Annotated in this window: 15 protein-coding genes; 10 read left to right on the forward strand and 5 right to left on the reverse strand. The window is 68.9% G+C overall.

Features of this window, described 5'->3' with window-relative positions; translation table 11 throughout:
* Positions 1–196: 196 nt before the first annotated feature.
* From ACQPYM_RS14010 to proB, 8 genes are all read left to right on the forward strand, one after another.
* Entirely contained in the window at positions 197–2,347 is a 2,151-nt protein-coding gene (locus ACQPYM_RS14010) for a M64 family metallopeptidase (protein ID WP_433020433.1), read from the forward strand.
* Positions 2,348–2,397: 50 nt separating this feature from the next.
* Positions 2,398–2,895 carry a DUF1772 domain-containing protein gene (locus ACQPYM_RS14015; RefSeq protein WP_433020436.1) on the forward strand — a complete coding sequence of 166 codons (498 nt, stop codon included), beginning with the start codon at positions 2,398–2,400 and terminating at the stop codon, positions 2,893–2,895.
* Between the two features lie 54 nt (positions 2,896–2,949).
* Complete coding sequence (locus tag ACQPYM_RS14020) at positions 2,950–3,777, forward strand: TIGR03936 family radical SAM-associated protein (protein WP_433020439.1); 828 nt, start codon at positions 2,950–2,952, stop codon at positions 3,775–3,777.
* A 146-nt stretch (positions 3,778–3,923) separates the two neighbouring features.
* On the forward strand, positions 3,924–7,334 hold the full coding sequence (locus tag ACQPYM_RS14025; protein WP_433020442.1) for an Rne/Rng family ribonuclease: 3,411 nt from the start codon (positions 3,924–3,926) through the stop codon (positions 7,332–7,334).
* A 132-nt stretch (positions 7,335–7,466) separates the two neighbouring features.
* Complete coding sequence (gene rplU, locus ACQPYM_RS14030) at positions 7,467–7,784, forward strand: 50S ribosomal protein L21 (protein WP_012919954.1); 318 nt, start codon at positions 7,467–7,469, stop codon at positions 7,782–7,784.
* 12 nt (positions 7,785–7,796) lie between these two features.
* Positions 7,797–8,057, forward strand: coding sequence for a 50S ribosomal protein L27 (rpmA, locus tag ACQPYM_RS14035; RefSeq protein ID WP_360281908.1), 261 nt, complete (start codon positions 7,797–7,799; stop codon positions 8,055–8,057).
* 123 nt (positions 8,058–8,180) lie between these two features.
* Entirely contained in the window at positions 8,181–9,824 is a 1,644-nt protein-coding gene (gene obgE, locus ACQPYM_RS14040; RefSeq protein WP_433020445.1) for a GTPase ObgE, read from the forward strand.
* A gap of 65 nt (positions 9,825–9,889) precedes the next feature.
* Complete coding sequence (gene proB, locus ACQPYM_RS14045; RefSeq protein WP_433023269.1) at positions 9,890–11,002, forward strand: glutamate 5-kinase; 1,113 nt, start codon at positions 9,890–9,892, stop codon at positions 11,000–11,002.
* Positions 11,003–11,009: 7 nt separating this feature from the next.
* Here proB and ACQPYM_RS14050 read toward each other — a convergent pair whose 3' ends face one another.
* From ACQPYM_RS14050 to ACQPYM_RS14065, 4 genes are read right to left on the reverse strand one after another with little or no spacing between them, the layout of a single operon-like run.
* Positions 11,010–11,408 (reverse strand): universal stress protein, encoded by a 399-nt coding sequence (locus tag ACQPYM_RS14050; RefSeq protein WP_433020448.1) that lies wholly within the window; start codon positions 11,406–11,408, stop codon positions 11,010–11,012.
* A gap of 1 nt (position 11,409) precedes the next feature.
* Positions 11,410–12,921, reverse strand: coding sequence for a tripartite tricarboxylate transporter permease (locus ACQPYM_RS14055; RefSeq protein WP_433020451.1), 1,512 nt, complete (start codon positions 12,919–12,921; stop codon positions 11,410–11,412).
* Positions 12,921–13,415, reverse strand: a complete 495-nt coding sequence (locus ACQPYM_RS14060; protein ID WP_433020454.1) for a tripartite tricarboxylate transporter TctB family protein — start codon at positions 13,413–13,415, stop codon at positions 12,921–12,923. Before ACQPYM_RS14060 ends, ACQPYM_RS14055 begins: the two co-directional genes overlap by 1 nt.
* Positions 13,415–14,419: a Bug family tripartite tricarboxylate transporter substrate binding protein gene (locus ACQPYM_RS14065; protein WP_433020457.1), complete on the reverse strand. Its 1,005-nt coding sequence runs from the start codon at positions 14,417–14,419 to the stop codon at positions 13,415–13,417. The genes ACQPYM_RS14060 and ACQPYM_RS14065 overlap by 1 nt, the downstream gene beginning before the upstream one ends.
* Positions 14,420–14,566: 147 nt before the next feature.
* On the opposite strand from ACQPYM_RS14065, the gene ACQPYM_RS14070 reads away from it, so the two are divergent.
* Together ACQPYM_RS14070 and ACQPYM_RS14075 are read left to right on the forward strand one after the other, a co-directional pair.
* Positions 14,567–16,174, forward strand: coding sequence for an ATP-binding protein (locus ACQPYM_RS14070; protein ID WP_433020460.1), 1,608 nt, complete (start codon positions 14,567–14,569; stop codon positions 16,172–16,174).
* Positions 16,171–16,848, forward strand: a complete 678-nt coding sequence (locus ACQPYM_RS14075) for a response regulator transcription factor (RefSeq protein WP_433020463.1) — start codon at positions 16,171–16,173, stop codon at positions 16,846–16,848. The genes ACQPYM_RS14070 and ACQPYM_RS14075 overlap by 4 nt, the downstream gene beginning before the upstream one ends.
* 171 nt (positions 16,849–17,019) lie before the next feature.
* On the opposite strand, the gene ACQPYM_RS14080 is transcribed toward ACQPYM_RS14075, so the two are convergent.
* Complete coding sequence (locus ACQPYM_RS14080; protein WP_433020466.1) at positions 17,020–17,676, reverse strand: GntR family transcriptional regulator; 657 nt, start codon at positions 17,674–17,676, stop codon at positions 17,020–17,022.
* Between the last annotated feature and the right edge of the window lie 55 nt (positions 17,677–17,731).

Genomic DNA, 17,731 nt, shown 5'->3' on the forward strand with positions numbered 1-17,731 from the left:
CGCGAGCGACGAGACCTCAGCAACCGCTGCGAGCGCTGCGAGCGACGCGAGGCCAGCAGCCGCCGCGAGCGAAGCGAGCGGTCGGCCCGGGGGCGGCACCTCCTTGTACGAACCTGCGGCGCAGCGGCGGTCCGCCACCGCGGTAGTGCCCGCCGCGATGCAGGCGGCGCCAGTTGGGACTGTGGTGCCTTTGCAGGTGACAGGGCCAGCATCGTCGCGGTTCAACTTGGTGGTGATGGGGGACGGGTACACAGCGGCCGACCTGCCGAAGTTCCGGCAGCAGGTGGACAAGCACTTGAACGTGCTCTGGAGCATCGAGCCGTTCAAGAGCTACCGCAACTACATCAACGTGTACGCCGTCGAGATCCCCTCACCCGAGAGCGGCGTCGACTGCGACCCCAACCTGACCTCCCCCAAGGTCGACACCCCACTCCAGATGGGCTTCTGGGGCGGCTGCAACCCCGCGTCGGTCCAGCGGCTCCTCACGGTCAGCGCAACCGCCGCCGCGCAGTACGCCGACCTGGTGCCCGGCACCACCCCGTCGAACCGCCAGATTCTTGCTATCGGCAACAGCGACACGTACGGCGGCGCCGGCGGCACGTACGCGACCGCGTCGGGCGGCAACGCGCTGTCCGCCCTGATCACACCCCACGAGCTCGGGCATTCCCTGGGCGGGCTGCAGGACGAGTACGACTACTACGCCCGCGGCGCGCGCGGAGCGGCGTACGAGGGTGGAGAGCCGAGCTCGATCCACCACACGCTGCTGACCGAGCAGCAGATGCTCGCCGAACAGAAGAAGTGGTTCCGCTGGCTGGGTGAGCAGTCGGAATCCGGCGGCACCATCGGTCGGTACGAGGCAGGCATGTACGCCGGCTCCGGCGTCTGGCGACCCAGCAAGCACTCGATGATGAAGACCCTCGGCTACTACTTCGACCAGGTCTCCCGCGAACGGATGACCCAGCGAATCTCCTCCCGAGCCAACCTCATCCAAGCCAGCACCCCAGCCGGTCCAGTAGCCCCCACCCAGGTCGTCTGGCTCCAAACCCTCCACCCCGCCAGCCACGAACTAACCGTCACCTGGACCCTGAACGGCACCCCCCTCCCCACCAACAACCAACGCCACGTTGACCTGACCACCCTCTCCCTCCCACCCACCCCCCACACCCTCACCGCCACCATCACCGATCCCACCCCCTTCATCCGAGACCCAGCCGTCCGAGCCGCCATCACCACAACCCGCACCTGGACCGTCCACCCGACGCTCGACACAGCCCAGTCCGACGGCGAGGCGACGTTTACCGCGTCGACGGCTACTGAGCAGCCGGTCAACGCAGGTGAGGTTGTGTATGTGGAGACGACTCAGTCCGACACCGAGCAGCCCGCGGTCACTTGGCGGCTGGACGGCAACCAGGTGCCCAACCCAGGGAATGACCGGGACCTGCCGCTCGGGCCGCTCAACCTGACTGGCTCGCACACGCTCACCGCGTCCGTCGGCTCCGACACGCGGACCTGGCAGATCGATGGGACCAGCCCGACGACCACCGCCACCCTCTCCAAGCCGCTCCTCAAGATCACCAAACCCACCGGACCGGAGTACATCTACAACGATGCCTTCACGATGGCGCTCAAGGCGACGGACGACAGCGCCGGGTACGTCGTACCGGAGTTCCGGGTGAACGGGGACGGTTGGTACAACTACTACGGCTGGCCCACCGACGCCGAGCTGCCGTTCAGGTTCACCGCAGAAGGCACCGAGATCGACCAGCTCGTCTACGGCAAGCTCGGCGTCCCGCGCGTGGTCCCGTGGGACGACGTCCCGTCCGGCTACGGCCGGCACCGGATCGAGTACCGCGCCATCGATGCTCCCGGCAACATCGCGGCACCGAAGAGCTTCGCCGTCACCTTGTTGCGCCCGGCACCGACCTGCACCACGACCATCACCGGCGTCCAGAACCGCCCACTCACGCTGATCTCCGGCGTCACCTGCCTCACCAACGCCACAGTCAACGGACCGGTCACCATCCGCCCAGGTGCAGCCCTAGTCGCCACCGACACCAAGATCCAAGGACCACTCAACGCCTCCAGAGCAGCAGACGTCCACCTCCTCCGTACTACGGTCAACGGCCCCGTCAGCCTCACCGGCATCACCCGAAGCGCAGTACTGGTCGGAAGCACCATCGCCGGCCCACTCACCGTGCTCTACGCCCAGACCACCGAGCCCGTAGTACTGGCGGGCAACACCATCAACGGCCCGCTCGCCTGCACCTCGAACGCGGCCACCCCGACCAACCTCCAAGCCCCCAACCACGTCGCCGGCCCCCGCTCCGGCCAGTGCCGAGCCCTTTGACAAGCCCTTTGACAACGGCAGCCGACCGGCCGGTCGGATAACTTGCCGCCATGAACGGACTGCGAATTGCGGCGCTGATGGCGGCCACGATGCTGACCGGCCTGGTCGCGGGGGTGTTCGGGATCTACGCGAACGCCTTCATGCCCGGCCTGGCCAAGACCGACGACAAGACCTTCGTGGGCGCGTTCCAGGCGGTCGACCGGGCGATCATCAACCCGGTCTTCCTCGGGCTCGGGTTCTTCGGGGCGCTGATCTCCACCGCGCTGGCCGGCGCGCTCAGCCTGCAGGAGGAGTCGCTGCCGTGGATCGCGGCCGCCTTCGTGCTGTACCTGGCCGTCGTGATCATCACCGTCAGCGTGAACGTGCCGAAGAACGACGCGATCAAGGCGGCCGGCGATCCGGACACGATCGACGTCGCCGCGGTGAGGGCCGCCTTCGACGAGTCGAAGTGGCGCGCGTTCAACCTGGTCCGGGTGGTGCTCAACACGGTCGCCTTCGGGCTGCTGACCTGGGCGCTCGTCCTCACCGGGAAGGCCGCCTCCGCCTGAGCGCCGGGGAGTGCTGATGTCGGCGGGCGGCCCGGAAGCTGCGAGAATGGCGCCGTGGCACCAGTACAGGCTCCGCCGTCCCAGCAGCTTCCCGCGGTCCAGAAGCTGCGGATCCGCTTCGCCAAGCGCGGGCGGCTGAGGTTCACCTCGCACCGCGACTTCCAGCGCGCGTTCGAGCGGGCCGTCCGGCGGGCCGAGCTCCCGGTGGCGTTCTCGCACGGCTTCAGCCCCCACCCCAAGATCTCGTACGCCGGCGCCGCGCCGACCGGGGCAGCCTCGGAGGCGGAGTACCTGGAGATTTCGCTCACACACGAGCGGGACCCGGAGAAGGTGCGAGCAGACCTCGACGAGGCGCTGCCGACCGGTCTGGACGTCCTCGAGGTGGTCGTGGCCACGCCTGGCTCGCTGGCCGACCAGCTGGAGGCCAGCGAGTGGCTGATCGCGTTGCCTGGAGTGGATCCCGCCGACGCCGAGCAGGCCGTCGCGGCGTTCCTGGCCCGGGAGGAAATTCTGGTCGAGCGCATGACCAAACGGGGCCTTCGCTCGTTCGACTGTCGGGACGCCGTTCTCCGACTCACCGTCGGGAGTGAGCCGGCGCGGGTTGAGACGTGTGCGATACTGCAAGTGGTGTTACGGCACGGAACCCCGGCCGTGAGACCCGACGACGTTCTCGCCGGCGTGCTCGAAGTAGCGACGCTTCCGGTGACGGGCCCGGCTCTTCTGACCAGGCTCGCCCAGGGCCCGCTCATCGCGGCCACCGGCACTGTGGACGATCCGCTCGCTCGTGACCGCGACGCCACCCAGGCGACCGCGACCGGCCAGGCGGTCGACCACCAGACGCAAGTAGCGGAGAGCGACGCCGCCGCTCCAACTGTGCCCTGACGGCATGGTCCGGGGCGGATCCAGAAGGCTTCCGCCGCGCCGGATTTGCACCCCGGGAGTGGCGAACCGTGACCGCTTTCTGGCGGCACCGGACCCGTGACAGGGGTCACAGGGTGCGCCGGAAGGCCTGAGGAGACCCGCACCGCATGCTCGACAACGAGCCGAACACCACCGAAGCAGCCGACCAGGCCGCCACCGCCCCCGCAGCCAAGCGCGCTGCCAAACAGCCGGCCGCCAAGAAGACGGCGACCCGCAAACGCACCACCAAGAAGTCCGCCGCGCCCGTTCCCGCCGAGGCGGAGGCGGTCAGCACCCAGTCCGACGCCGAAGCCGCGGACCCGGCGCCCGCCCCGGCCGCTGCGAAGAAGGCCACGGCCAAGCGCACGGTCAAGAAGGCAGCGGCCAAGCGCCCCGCCAAGAAGACCGCCGCGAGCCGCGCCGCCGGCCAGGACAGCCTCCTGGGCGACGACGACACGCCTGCCGCCGCTCCCGCCGAGGAGCCGGTGGAGGCCCCGGCACGCGCCGCGAAGAAGACCACCACCCGCAAGCGCACCACCAAGAAGGCCGCGGCCCAGCCGAACCTCCTGTCTGAGGACGCCCCGACCACGGACGGCCGCCTGGCCGCCGCGGAGCTCCCCGAAGAGCAGCTGACCGAGGAAGAGCTGGCAGCCGCCGAGGCCGCAGCCGCCGAAGCCGAAGCGGCCGCAGCCGAGGCTGCAGCAGCTGAAGCCGCCGCCGAGGCCCCGGTACGCCGTACGCGCCGCCGCGCACCCGCCGCCGCAGCCGTCCTCTTCCAGGCGCCCGTAGAGGTCCCCGCCCAGGCAGCAGCGACCAGCCCGGTCGAGGCGACGCCTGACGAGAGCACCCCGGTCGAGAGCGCACCGGAGGAGAAGGCGCCCGCCGGACGTCGTACCCGCCGCCGTTCGACCGCTGCCGAGCGGGCAGCCGAGGCCGCCGCGACCACCGAGCCCGAGGCTGTCGAGGCCGAAGACACCACCGAGGCTGCCGACGAGCAGCCCACCACGCGCCGCCGGCGCAGCCGCCGCGGCCGCGACCCCGAAGAGGTCGCCGCCGACCGCGCCGAGCCCGTGCTCGAGCAGGCCCGCGAGACCGAGGCCGAAGACGACGAGGACGACACCGACCAGTCGGCCGAGTCCGACGAGAACGACGGCGAGGAAGGTGGCGAGGGCAGCCGCCGGCGCCGCCGTCGCCGCGGGGGCCGTCGCCGCCGCAAGGCCGGTGACGCCGACGGCGCCGAGGACAGCGCCGACGAGGACGACTCCGACGACGACCAGCAGGACGACGACTCCGACGACAACGACCAGTCGGCCGAGTCCGACGACGAGACGGACGGCTCCGGTACGTCGTCGCGCCGCCGTCGCCGCCGTCGCCGCCGCAAGGGCGAGGACCCCGGTACGGCACCCGACGACCCGGACGAGATCGTCGTCCGCGTTCGCGAGCCGCGCAGCAAGACCGTGAACAACGAGATCACCGCGGTCGAGGGCTCGACCCGCCTGGAGGCGAAGAAGCAGCGCCGCCGCGAGGGCCGCGCCGCCGGCCGCCGCCGGGCGCCGATCGTCACCGAGGCCGAGTTCCTGGCCCGCCGGGAGTCGGTCGAGCGGACGATGGTGATCCGCACCCGCGGCGACCTGACCCAGATCGCCGTCTCCGAGGACAACGTCCTGGTCGAGCACTACGTCGCCCAGGAGGAGCAGGTCTCGCTGATCGGCAACGTGTACCTCGGCCGGGTGCAGAACGTGCTGCCCAGCATGGAGGCCGCGTTCATCGACATCGGCAAGGGCCGCAACGCCGTCCTGTACGCCGGTGAGGTGGACTGGGCGACCCTCGGCGGCGGCAACGGCCCGCGCAAGATCGAGTCGGTGCTCAAGTCCGGCCAGGCGGTCCTGGTCCAGGTGACCAAGGACCCGATCGGCCACAAGGGCGCCCGGCTCACCAACCAGATCAGCCTGCCCGGCCGGTACGTCGTCTACGTCCCGCGCGGCGGCAACGGCGGGATCAGCCGCAAGCTGCCCGACACCGAGCGGAACCGGCTCAAGGGCATCCTGAAGGACATCGTCCCGGACGAGGCGGGCGTGATCGTGCGCACCGCGGCCGAGGGCGCGACCGAGGAGGAGCTGACCGCCGACGTCAGCCGCCTGCAGTCGTACTGGACCGAGATCGACAAGCTGTCGAAGTCGGGCCAGGCGCCGCAGCTGCTGCACGGCGAGCCGGACCTGCTGATCCGGGTCGTCCGCGACCTGTTCACCGAGGACTTCTCCAAGCTGGTCATCTCCGGCGACGACGCCTACGACCAGGTCAAGGAGTACGTCTCCACCGTCGCTCCGCACCTGGCCGACCGGGTGGAGCAGTGGGACAACGCGACCTCCGGTGACGTCTTCTCCAACTACCGGATCGACGAGCAGATCAAGAAGGCGCTGGACCGCAAGGTCTGGCTGCCGTCGGGTGGTTCGCTGATCATCGACCGGACCGAGGCGATGACCGTCGTCGACGTCAACACCGGCAAGTTCACCGGCTCCGGGGGCAACCTCGAGGAGACGGTCACCAAGAACAACCTGGAAGCGGCCGAGGAGATCGTCCGCCAGCTCCGGCTGCGCGACATCGGCGGCATCATCGTGATCGACTTCATCGACATGGTGCTGGAGCTCAACCGCGACCTGGTACTGCGCCGGCTGGTCGAGTGCCTGGGCCGCGACCGGACCAAGCACCAGGTCGCCGAGGTCACCTCGCTCGGGCTGGTCCAGATGACCCGGAAGCGGATCGGCACGGGCCTGCTGGAGGCGTTCAGCGAGAACTGCGACCACTGTGGTGGGCGCGGGCTGATCCTGCACGACGAGCCGAAGGAGTCCCGCCGCCGGCAGGACGACGGACGCGGTCGCGGCCAGCAGCAGCACTCGCACGACCAGAAGTCCGACGGCGAAGCCGCCAAGAAGACCTCCCGCAGCCGCACCCGTGGCAAGGGACGCGGCCGAGGTGACGACGAGCAGCCGGAGCCGACCACCAACGGCGACGCTGCCCAGCGCCTGGCCCAGATAGCAGCAGCCAGCGCCGCAGGAGCCCGCGACGAAGAGCACGCTGCTCCGCACACCGAGCAGCCGGTTCCTGCGCCCGCAGACGTGGCCACGGAGTCCTCGGAGGTCACTCACACAGAGAGTGACACCCAGAACGAGGACAACACCGAGGGCACCAGCCGTCGGCGGTCTCGTGGGCGGCGGTCGCAGGGGAGTCGTTCGCAGGGCGACCAGGCGGCTGAGCAGGAGCAGGCCGGTGGCGAGCAGTCGCAGGGTGGCTCCCAGGGCGAGCAGGTCCAGGGCGGCTCTCAGGGCGACCAGGGGCAGGCTGAGCAGGCTCAGGACGAGTCTGGCTCTGATGACGGTGAGAAGGCTCAGAGCAACGGTTCTGGGCGGAACGGCAGTGCCCGGCGCCGGCGGAGCAGCCGTGGGCGGGGCAAGGCCGGCGACGGTAACGACAGTGATGCAGGTAACAACGGATCCGACGCCGGAGCGACCGCTCCGGAGCTGGCATCCACCCCGGTTTGACCCACTCGTGACGCGCGCCGTATTCTTGTCATTCGGCGCGCGTCTCGCGTGCCTCCTTTATGTGGGCCGCGTGTACGTGTGTGAGACCGCAGCCCGGTAAGACTTCCGAACAAACAGAGAGTGAGATCCACGGTGTACGCGATCGTGCGCAGTGGCGGCACCCAGCAGAAGGTCGCCGTCGGCGATGTCATCGAGATCGACAGCCTGACGGACCAGGTCGGCGACACGGTTTCGCTGTCCGCAGTCCTCGTCGTCGATGGCGACACCGTGACGACCGATGCCGCCGCTTTGTCCAAGGTGGCCGTCTCGGCCGAGGTCCTCGGCCGTACCAAGGGCCCGAAGATCCACATCCTCAAGTACAAGAACAAGACCGGTTACCGCAAGCGCCAGGGGCACCGCCAGCACTACACCCAGGTCAAGGTCACCGCGATCGACGCCAAGAAGAAGTGAGCTGATTCAAAAATGGCACACAAAAAGGGAGCAGCGTCGACCCGTAACGGTCGCGACTCCAACGCGCAGCGGCTCGGCGTGAAGCGCTTCGGTGGCCAGCTGGTCAACGCCGGCGAGATCATCGTCCGCCAGCGGGGAACCCACTTCCACCCGGGCACGCTCGTCGGCCGGGGTGGCGACGACACGCTGTTCGCGCTGGCCGAGGGCAAGGTCGAGTTCGGCACCCGTCGCGGGCGTCGCGTCGTCAACATCGTCCCGGCCCCGGCGGAGTAACACCGCCACCCGGTTCGAGTCACAAAGCCTTATCGAAGGGCGGGTCCGCGGAATAGCGCGGCCCGCCCTTCGGCTATGTACCCAGAGAAGTACTTTTCCCCAGCAGGAAGTAGAGAACCACCGATGGCGATCCCCAGCTTTGTCGACCGGGTCACGGTGCACGTCGCCGGTGGCAACGGCGGAAACGGCTGCGCCTCGGTGCACAGCGAGAAGTTCAAGCCGCTCGGCGGTCCCGACGGTGGCAACGGCGGTGACGGCGGCAGCATCATCCTGCGCGTCGACCTCGACCAGACCACCCTGGTCGACTACCACCGCTCTTCCCACCGCTCTGCGACGAACGGCCAGCAGGGCCGGGGCGATCACCAGGCCGGCAGCAAAGGCGCGGACATCATCCTGCCCGTCCCAGACGGCACAGTCGTCAGTACGCCGGAAGGCGAAGTGCTCGCCGACCTGGTCGGCCACGGTTCCGAGTACGTCGCGGCCGCCGGTGGTAAGGGCGGCCTCGGCAACGCGGCCCTCGCCAGCTCCAGCCGCAAGGCGCCCGGTTTCGCGCTGCTCGGCGAAGAGGGCGAAGCGCGCACGATCGTGCTCGAGCTCAAGGTCGTCGCGGATATCGGCCTGGTCGGTTTCCCCAGCGCCGGCAAGTCCTCGCTGATCGCCTCCATCAGCCGGGCCCGCCCGAAGATCGCTGACTACCCCTTCACCACCTTGATCCCCAACCTGGGCGTCGTCGTCGCCGGTGAGCACGTCTTCACCGTGGCCGATGTTCCGGGCCTGATCGAGGGTGCCAGCGAGGGTCGCGGTCTCGGTCACGACTTCCTGCGCCACGTCGAGCGGTGCGCCGCACTGGTCCACGTGATCGACTGCGCGACGTACGAGCCGGGCCGTGACCCGCTGAGCGATCTGGACACGATCGAGGCGGAGCTGAAGGCCCATGGCGGCCTGGAGGACCGGCCCCGGTTGATCGCCCTGAACAAGATCGACGTCCCGGACGCCAAGGAGATCGCCGAGATGGTGACGGCCGAGCTCGAGCAGCGCGGCTACAAGGTGTTCTCGATCTCGACCGCGAGCCACGAAGGCCTGGACGGCCTGAAGTTCGCGATGGCCGAGATCGTCGCCAAGCGTCGCGCCGAGGAGGAGAAGCCGGACAACACCCGGATCATCCTGCGGCCGCGCGCGTCCGGCGGCCCGGAGTTCAAGGTCAAGAAGACCCCGGACGGCCTGTGGCTGGTGCAGGGCGAGAAGCCCGAGCGCTGGATCCGGCAGACCGACTTCACCAACGCCGAGGCGACCGGCTACCTGGCCGACCGGCTGAACCGGCTCGGCGTCGAGCGTCAGCTGCTCGAGCTGGGCGCGCAGGCCGGCGACGGCGTACAGATCGGCGACGGCCCGAACGCTGTCGTCTTCGACTTCGCTCCCGAGATCCAGGCCGGCGCGGAGCTGTTGTCGCGGCGTGGTGAGGACCAGCGGCTGGACGAGGACCGCCCGGCCGCGCAGCGCCGCAAGGACAAGGACGAGGAGTACCACGCGTTCCGGTCCGGTGAGCGCGAGCGGCCGGCCGACCTGTCGGAGTACGGCAAGGGCTGGGTCGAGGACGAGGTCGACCTGACCCCGGCGGAGGCGAAGGCGGCTCAGAAGGCCGCCGAGAAGGCCGCGCGCAAACAAGCCCGCGAGCTGGCCGCCGCCGAGGAGCTGGAAGCCGAACGCGCTTATGCTGCGGGTATCGACATCGACATCGATGCTGAGAGCAACAACAAGGACGCATGACCCGAGGCCGCCGACGACGCCGGCCGGGCTGATGCTCCACTGAGTCAGGAAAACTGATGCGGGACATGAAGCAACGGGCCGAGGTCGTCAAGGCCGGGCGGATCGTGGTGAAGGTCGGTTCGTCGTCGCTCACCCAGCGCGGCCGGATCGACCTCGAACGGCTGCGGCTGCTGGTCGATGCGATCGCCGCGCGGCGGGTCGAGGGCAGCGAGGTCGTGCTGGTCTCCTCCGGCGCGATCGCGGCCGGCCTTGCACCGATGGGATTGCGCTCGCGCCCCCGCGACCTCGCCACCCAGCAGGCGGCCGCGTCGGTCGGCCAGGGCCTGCTGATGGCCCGCTACAGCGACGCTTTCGCCGCCCACGGTCTCCGTGTCGGCCAGGTGCTGCTGACCGTCGACGACGTCACCCGGCGAAGCCACTACCGCAACGCCTACCGGACCTTCGCCCGGCTCCTCGAGCTCGGCGTGGTCCCGATCGTCAACGAGAACGACACGGTCGCGACGACCGAGATCCGCTTCGGCGACAACGACCGTCTGGCCGCATTGACCAGTCATCTCGTCCACACCGACCTGCTGGTTCTGCTGTCCGACGTCGACGGCCTGTACGACGGCGACCCGCGCAAACCCGGTACGACGATGATCACCGACGTCCGCGGACCCGTCGACCTGGAGCCGCTGAAGATTGGCCGGACCGGGAGCTCCGGTGTCGGCACCGGCGGCATGCAGACCAAGGTCGAAGCAGCCGGAATCGCTACCGAGGCAGGGATTCCGGTCGTCCTCACCTCGGCGGCCCGCGTCGGCGAAGCACTGCGCGGCGACCCGGTCGGCACGCTCTTCCACCCGACCGGCCGCCGCCGCAAGACCCGCCTGCTCTGGCTCGCCCACGCCACCTCCGGCCAAGGCCGCCTCATCCTGGACGAGGGCGCCGTCCGAGCTCTCACCGATCGCCGCTCCTCACTCCTCCCCGCCGGCATCACGGCCGTCGAAGGCAACTTCTCCGCCGGCGACCCAGTCGACCTGCTTTCACCGGCAGGCGTGGTGATCGCCCGTGGCCTGGTCAACTACGACGCCACCGAGCTCCCCGACCTCTTGGGTCGCTCCACCCGGGACCTCGCCCGCGACCTCGGCCCGACGTACGAACGCGAAGTAGTCCATCGCGACGACCTGGTGCTGCTCTAAGCCTTTGTCAGGCGTGCGGCGACTTGACTGCCAGCACTGGGCATTCGGCTTCCAGCAGGATGGTTTGGGCCTGGCTGCCGAGGATCAGCTTGCCGACCGGAGTACGGCGGCGGAGGCCGATGACGATGAGTTCGGCGTTCAGTTCGTCGGCGAGGCGGAGGATCTGGTCGGCCGCGTCCTTGCTCGCCACCAGTTGGGTCAGTTCGTGATCCACGCCCGACTCGGCGAGCCGTTGCTCGACCGACTCCCACTGGGCCCCGGACGCGAAACGCTTGTCCACCAGCGACTCGCCCCGCGAGGAGTTCACCACGACCAGCCGCTGACCGCGCAGCCTGGCCTCCTCGATCGCGCCCTCCAGAGCGGCAACGCCTTCCGGGGTCGGCACGTAGCCGACGATGATCGCCATGTCAGTCTCCTGTTTTGACGGGCTCGGCGGGCTCGCGAGTCCGCAGCCGCGACACGATGGGTGGGACGATGAGGACCAGCAGGATCACGACGTACACGATCTTCGCGAACCAGGTGTCGACCAGCCCGCTGACGTGCCCGTCGCTGATCTGGAGCGCGCGCCGCAACTGCTCCTCGGCGGTGGGACCGAGGATGATGCCGATGATCGCCGGTACGACGGGCAACCCGAACCGGCGCATCCCGAAGCCGAGCGCACCCAGGATGAGCAGCAGCCACAGGTCGAAGGTGGACAGGTTGGCCGCGTACGCCCCGATGCTGGCGAAGAACAGGATTCCGGCGTACAGGTAGGGGCGGGGGATCCGCAGCAGCTTGGCCCAGAGTGGCGCCAGTGGCAGGTTCAGCGCGAGCAGGATCACGTTGCCGATGAAGAGGCTGGCCACCAGGCCCCAGACCAGCTCGGGCTGGGTCTGCAGCAGCCGGGGACCCGGCTGGATGCCGTACCCCTGGAAGGCGCCGAGCATCACCGCGGCGGTCGCGGTGGTCGGGATACCCAACGTGAGCAGGGGAACCAGACCACCGGCGGCCGACGCGTTGTTCGTCGCCTCGGGACCGGCGACGCCCTCGATCGCACCCTGACCGAACTCCTCGGGGTGCTTGCTCAGCTTCTTCTCGGTGACGTAGGACAGGAAGGTCGGGATCTCGGCGCCACCGGCCGGGATCGCGCCGAACGGGAAGCCGATCGCCGTACCGCGCAGCCACGGTTTCCACGAGCGGCGCCAGTCCTCGCGGCTCATCCGGGCCGCCCCGACGTCGATGATGTCGGCCGGCGTACGACGCAGGTGCGCCGCGATCCACAACGCCTCGCCGACCGCGAAAAGCCCGACCGCGACCACGACGACATCGATGCCGTCGGCAAGTTCCGGCAGGCCGAGCGTGAGTCGCTGCTGGCCCGACGTCGGGTCGATCCCGATGGTGCCGATCAGCAGCCCGATCGCGAGTGCGGCCAGACCACGGATCTTGGACGAGCCGAGCACGGTGGTGACGGCGACGAAGGCCAGGATCATCACGGCGAAGTAGTCCGGTGAGCCCATCTTGATCGCCACCTTGACGACCGCGGGGGCGACCAGCGCCAGCGCGAGCGTGCCGAGTGTTCCGGCGATGAACGACCCGATCGCGGCGGTGGCCAGCGCCGCGGCCGCTCTGCCCTTGCGGGCCATCTTGTTGCCTTCGATCGCGGTCACCACCGAGGCGCTCTCACCTGGCGTGTTGAGCAGGATCGAGGTGGTCGAGCCGCCGTACATGCCGCCGTAGTAGATGCCGGCGAACATGATGAACGCCTGGGTCGGTTCGAGCGCGTAGGTGAGCGGTAGGAGCAGCGCGATCGTCATGGCCGGGCCGATCCCGGGCAGCACGCCGATCGCAGTACCGAGCAGGACGCCGATGAAGGCGTACATCAGGTTGGTCGGATGGGCGGCGGTGGCGAAGCCGTTCAGCAGTTCGTTGAGCGCGTCCATCAGAGGATTCCCTTGAGGATCCCGACCGGCAGGGCGATGCCGAGGCCGACGTTGAACAGGTACCAGGTGCCGACCGACAAGGCGATCGAGATGAGCGCGTTGCGGATCAGGTGCCGGCTGCCGAGCGCGAACGTCGTACCGAAGAACAGCACGGCGCCGGAGACCGGCCAGCCGAGCCGGTCGATCAGCAGGATGTTGGCGACGAAGGCGGCCACCAGCAGACCGAGGGTCTTCCAGTCGCTGCCGTGGCCGAGATCGACGTCCTCACCGGCTTCCTGCTCGCCCCGACCGCCGCGGAGAATGTCGATCGCGAGCAGGACCGCGGTGAGGATGAGCAGGATGCCGACCGCCATCGGCACCGTCTTGGGCCCGACCGGTCCACGGCCGCCCTCCACCACGGAGAGCTGCGACGCGTCGATCAGCGCCCAGGCGCCCAGGACCAGGAGGAGGAGGGCCACTCCGAGTTCGGAGCGGCCCTGCTTTACGGCGTTCATCAGGCGACGAGACCCAGCTCTCGCAGCACGCCGGCGACCCGGTCGTTCTCCGAGCTGAGGAAGTTCTTGAACTCGTCACCGGTCTGGAACGCGTCCGTCCAGCCCTGCTTGGTCAGCGTCGCCTTCCACTGCTCCGACTCGTGCATCTTGGTGAGCAGGTCGACGAACTGCTTCTTCTTCTCGTCGGGGAGTCCGGGCGGCGCGACGATGCCCCGCCAGTTGGTGAAGACCAGGTCGACGTTCAGGCTCTTCAGCGTGGGCGCGTCGACGCCTTCCACCGGCTTCTCGCTGGTGACCGCGAGGATCTTCACGTCACCCGCTTTGGCCTGCTCGGCGACCTCGCCGATCCCGGTGGCGGCGAAGGCGACCTTCTTGCCGAGGATCGCGGTCAGCAACTCACCGCCGCCGTCGTACGGGACGTAGTTAACTTCCTTCGGCTGGATGCCGACCGCCTTGGCCAGCAGCATCGGGGTCAGGTGGTCGGGGCCACCGTTGTTGGACGCGCCGCCGACCGGCAGCTTGCGCGGGTCCGCCTTCCAGGCCGCCACCAGCTGGTCCAGAGTCGTGTACGGCGAGCCCTTCGGTACGACGATCGCCTCGGCCTCCTCGATCAGCTTCGCGATCGGGACGGTGTCCTGCAGGGTCGCCTTGGACTTGTTGGTGAAGACGGCCCCGACGACACCGAGACCCATCTGCATCAGGATGTCCTCTTTGCCCTTCTCGTTGGCCAGCCGCTGCAGACCGACCGTGCCACCGGCGCCGGCGGTGTTGAACACCTCGACCGTGTCGGTCAGCTTGGCGTCCTGCATCGCCTTCGCCGCGGCCCGGGCGGTGGTGTCGTACCCGCTGCCGGGGGAGTTGGGGACGAGGATGCGCAGGCCCTTCAGCGGGCCGGTGGTGGCCCCGCCCGAGGCGTTGTCGTCGGCGCTGACGCCGCAGCCGCTCGCCACGACGGCGAACGCCGCGACAGCGCTGATTGTGGTGAACCACGTCCGTGCTCGCACGGCAGTCTCCTTGCTTTCGGTGGTGCTGTTGCCGTCAGCGTGGCGTGGGGTTCAGTCGGTGTCATCGTTACTACCGCAAACTCAGTTGTGTTCATTGTGCTCACGCGGACGTTGGCGTGATCGGGCCCTTCCGCGCACAATCAGGGCGTGAAGACCAGACGGCGAGTGGTACTACGACGGCGGCGCTGGACGCTGGCCGGGCGGATGCTCGCTGTCCAACTCCTGATCGTGCTGGTCGTGCTGATCGGCGTCGCGGCGGTCTCGGTGGCGCAGCTGAGTGTGCGCTACCACCAGACCGAGGGCGACAGGGCGCTGGCGGTGGCCGAGCGCCTTGCGGTGACGGCCGGGGTCCGCGAGGCGGCCGGCCGCGGACCCGCCTTCTACGGTCAGGCCCAGTCCGTGGTCGAGTCCGGGCGGACCTTCTCCGGTTCGACGTACGTCATGGTCGCTTTGACGAATCGCCAGATCGTTGCCTCGACCGACCCGTTGCCGATCACCGGAAAGCCTTTGATGCAGGAGACCGATGCGTTCCTCGGCCGGTCCTGGGTCGGGCGCGACGACGTCACCGGGGCCGCGCTCGCGATGGCTCCGATCCTCAACGCGCAGTCGGGGGAGACCGAAGGTGTGGTCGCCGTCGGTCGGCAGTACCCGTCCGTGCTGGACAACCTGACGGCGGCCTTGCCCAACCTGCTCACCTACCTGGGTATCGCGAGCTTGCTGGGAGTGATCGGCTCGTTGCTGTTGGCAAGGACCGTGAAACGGCAGACGCTCGGGCTGGAGCCGCGCGAGATCACCGGTCTGGTCGAGCAGCGCGAGGCGTTGCTGCACGGGATCAAGGAGGGTGTGCTCGCGGTCGACCTGGATCGGCGGATCACGATGGTCAACGACGAGGCGGCGATTCTGCTCGGCGTACCGCTGGCTTCTGCTGGTCTGGGGTTGGCCGAGGTGGACGAGACGGGCCGGCTGGTGGAGATCTTCGAGGGGACCGACACGGCGACCGACCGGATCCTGCCGCTGCACGGACGGGTGCTGACGCTGAACCGGATGCCGGTCCGCAGCCACGGCCGGCACATCGGCTGGGTCGCGACCTTCCGCGACCGGACCGAATTGCTCGAACTGCAACGCGAGCTCGACCTGACCCGGAACACCACCGACACGCTGCGGGCGCAGGCACACGAGTTCAGCAACCGGATGCACATCGTCAGCGGGTTGATCGAGTTGGGGGAGTACGACGACGTCCGCCGCTACATCCAGCGCGTCGCGGCCGACCAGACTGAGTTGACCGCCGGGATCACCGCTCGGGTGGCCGACCCGGCGGTGGCTGCGTTGTTGATCGCGAAGTCGAGTCAAGCGGCCGAGCGCGGAGTCAGCTTCGTCGTCGACCAAGCCACTTGGTTGCCCCGGCTGGAGGAGCGGCTCGCGACGGACGTGTCGACCGTGCTCGGCAACCTGGTGGACAACGCGCTGGACGCCGCGACGGGTGCCCGGGATCCGTTCGTCGCCGTTGAGGTGCTGGAGGCGGCGGGCGCAGTACGGATCGAGGTTCGGGATTCCGGGCCTGGGGTGGACGGCGCGATGCAGCAGCGGGTGTTCACCCGAGGGTTCAGCACGAAGGACGGCGCCGAGGACCGCGGGATCGGGCTGGCGCTGGTCCAGGTGATCTGCCGGAAGCGGGGTGGGGATGTGACGGTACACAACGAGAACGGCGCGGTGTTCGTGGCGACGCTGCCGGTGCTGGCGCAGGCACGGGCATGATCCAGGTCCTCGTCGTCGACGACGACTTCATGGTGGCACGGCTGCACTCGAGCGTGGTCGCCTCCCAACCAGGCTTCGAGGTCATCGGCGCGGCGCGGACGGGGGCGGACGCGCTCGCCGCAGTACGGACCCTGCGTCCTGACCTGGTGTTGCTGGACATCTATTTGCCCGACATGAGCGGCCTGGAGGTTTTGCGCCGCTTCCGCGAATCATCGTCCGACTACCCGGTCGACGTGATCGTCATCAGCGCCGCCCGCGACCTCGACACCCTCCGGACCGCGCTCCGCGGCGGCGTCTTCCAGTACTTGGTCAAGCCCTTCGAGATCGAGTCACTCAGAGCCCGCCTGAGGGACTACGCCGGCCACCAAGCCGAACTCCACGACCTCACCGAAGCCCACCAGGACGAAGTCGACCGAGTCTTCCGCACCAGCAGCGGCCGCACCCCACCCCCGAAAGGCATCAGCCCAGAAACCACCGATCTGGTACTCCGCGCCTTAGGCGAAGCACCCCAACCCGACCTCTCAGCCACAGAATGCGCCGAGGTAACAGGCTTGTCCCGCAGCAGCACCCGCCGCTACCTAGAACACCTGGTAACCATAGGCAAAGCCGAAATGCGCCCCCGCTATGGCGTAGCCGGCCGCCCAGAACGCCGCTACCGCCTACTGACCAAGTAATCGCAAGGGAAGCCGCGGACCGCCCCCACTCACAAACCCGCTCCGTGCAGTGCAGGGCTCACCCGCCCACGCCTGACCGGCGTCGGCCGGGTGAGGTTTGTGAGTGGGGGCGGTCCAGAGGTGCCGTGGCACTTGCGGCAGCGAGTTGCTGGTCAGCCTTCCGCCTGTGGTTTACGGGAGGCGGTCCGCGATGGTGTTCAACGCTGTGGTTCGGGCTGCTAGGACGTGGGCTTCGGCTAGGGCGCGGGCTTGGGTGGGGTTGCCGGTTAGTAGGGCTTCGAGGATGGCTTCGTGTTCTTGGAAGGCTGCTGTTCTTCGGGATTGGGTTTGGTTGGTGAAGGCTCGGTAGCGGGCCATTTGGCCGTCGATCTGGTGGTGGAGGCGGGCGGCCCAGGTGTGGTCGGCGATTTCGGCGATCTTCAGGTGGAAGTCGTGGCCGGCGTTCATGGCGTCGTCGGCGAATTCGACCAGGCGTTGGTTGCGCGCGACCAGGCGTTTCAGGGCCTCGGCCGACTCGTCCGTGATGCGGGTCGCGGCTTCGGCTGTCAGCAAGCCCTCCAGGACCGCGCGGACGGAGTACAGCTCCTCGATCTCCTCCGCCGACAGCGAGCGCACCACCATGCCGCCCGTCGGGAGTTGCTCCAGCAGATCCTCCGCGAGGAGTAGGCGGAGCGCCTCGCGCAGCGGCGTGCGGCTCACCTGCAACTGCTGGGAGAGCTCCGGCTCGAAGAGTCGGCGCCCCGGCGGGAGGTCGAGCGACAAGATGCGCTGTTTCAGCTCGGCGTACACGACCTGACCGCCGGAGGCGCGTCGCACTCTGTCCGTCATTCAACCTCTCCTTTGCGTACTTGTATACAAGTATGCTTCTCTGGTCACCAGTGTT

The organism is Kribbella sp. CA-294648, from assembly GCF_050943845.1.
In the GTDB taxonomy this organism is placed as follows: domain Bacteria; phylum Actinomycetota; class Actinomycetes; order Propionibacteriales; family Kribbellaceae; genus Kribbella.

What these genes read in the sequence shown, in the direction of transcription:
- ACQPYM_RS14015 (WP_433020436.1), top strand. Translation starts at nt 2,398, where the DNA reads ATGAACGGACTGCGAATTGCGGCGCTGATGGCGGCCACGATGCTGACC.
- ACQPYM_RS14025 (WP_433020442.1), top strand. Translation starts at nt 3,924, where the DNA reads ATGCTCGACAACGAGCCGAACACCACCGAAGCAGCCGACCAGGCCGCC.
- rpmA (WP_360281908.1), top strand. Translation starts at nt 7,797, where the DNA reads ATGGCACACAAAAAGGGAGCAGCGTCGACCCGTAACGGTCGCGACTCC.
- obgE (WP_433020445.1), top strand. Translation starts at nt 8,181, where the DNA reads ATGGCGATCCCCAGCTTTGTCGACCGGGTCACGGTGCACGTCGCCGGT.
- proB (WP_433023269.1), top strand. Translation starts at nt 9,890, where the DNA reads ATGAAGCAACGGGCCGAGGTCGTCAAGGCCGGGCGGATCGTGGTGAAG.
- ACQPYM_RS14050 (WP_433020448.1), bottom strand. Translation starts at nt 11,408, where the DNA reads ATGGCGATCATCGTCGGCTACGTGCCGACCCCGGAAGGCGTTGCCGCT.
- ACQPYM_RS14055 (WP_433020451.1), bottom strand. Translation starts at nt 12,921, where the DNA reads ATGGACGCGCTCAACGAACTGCTGAACGGCTTCGCCACCGCCGCCCAT.
- ACQPYM_RS14060 (WP_433020454.1), bottom strand. Translation starts at nt 13,415, where the DNA reads ATGAACGCCGTAAAGCAGGGCCGCTCCGAACTCGGAGTGGCCCTCCTC.
- ACQPYM_RS14075 (WP_433020463.1), top strand. Translation starts at nt 16,171, where the DNA reads ATGATCCAGGTCCTCGTCGTCGACGACGACTTCATGGTGGCACGGCTG.
- ACQPYM_RS14080 (WP_433020466.1), bottom strand. Translation starts at nt 17,676, where the DNA reads ATGACGGACAGAGTGCGACGCGCCTCCGGCGGTCAGGTCGTGTACGCC.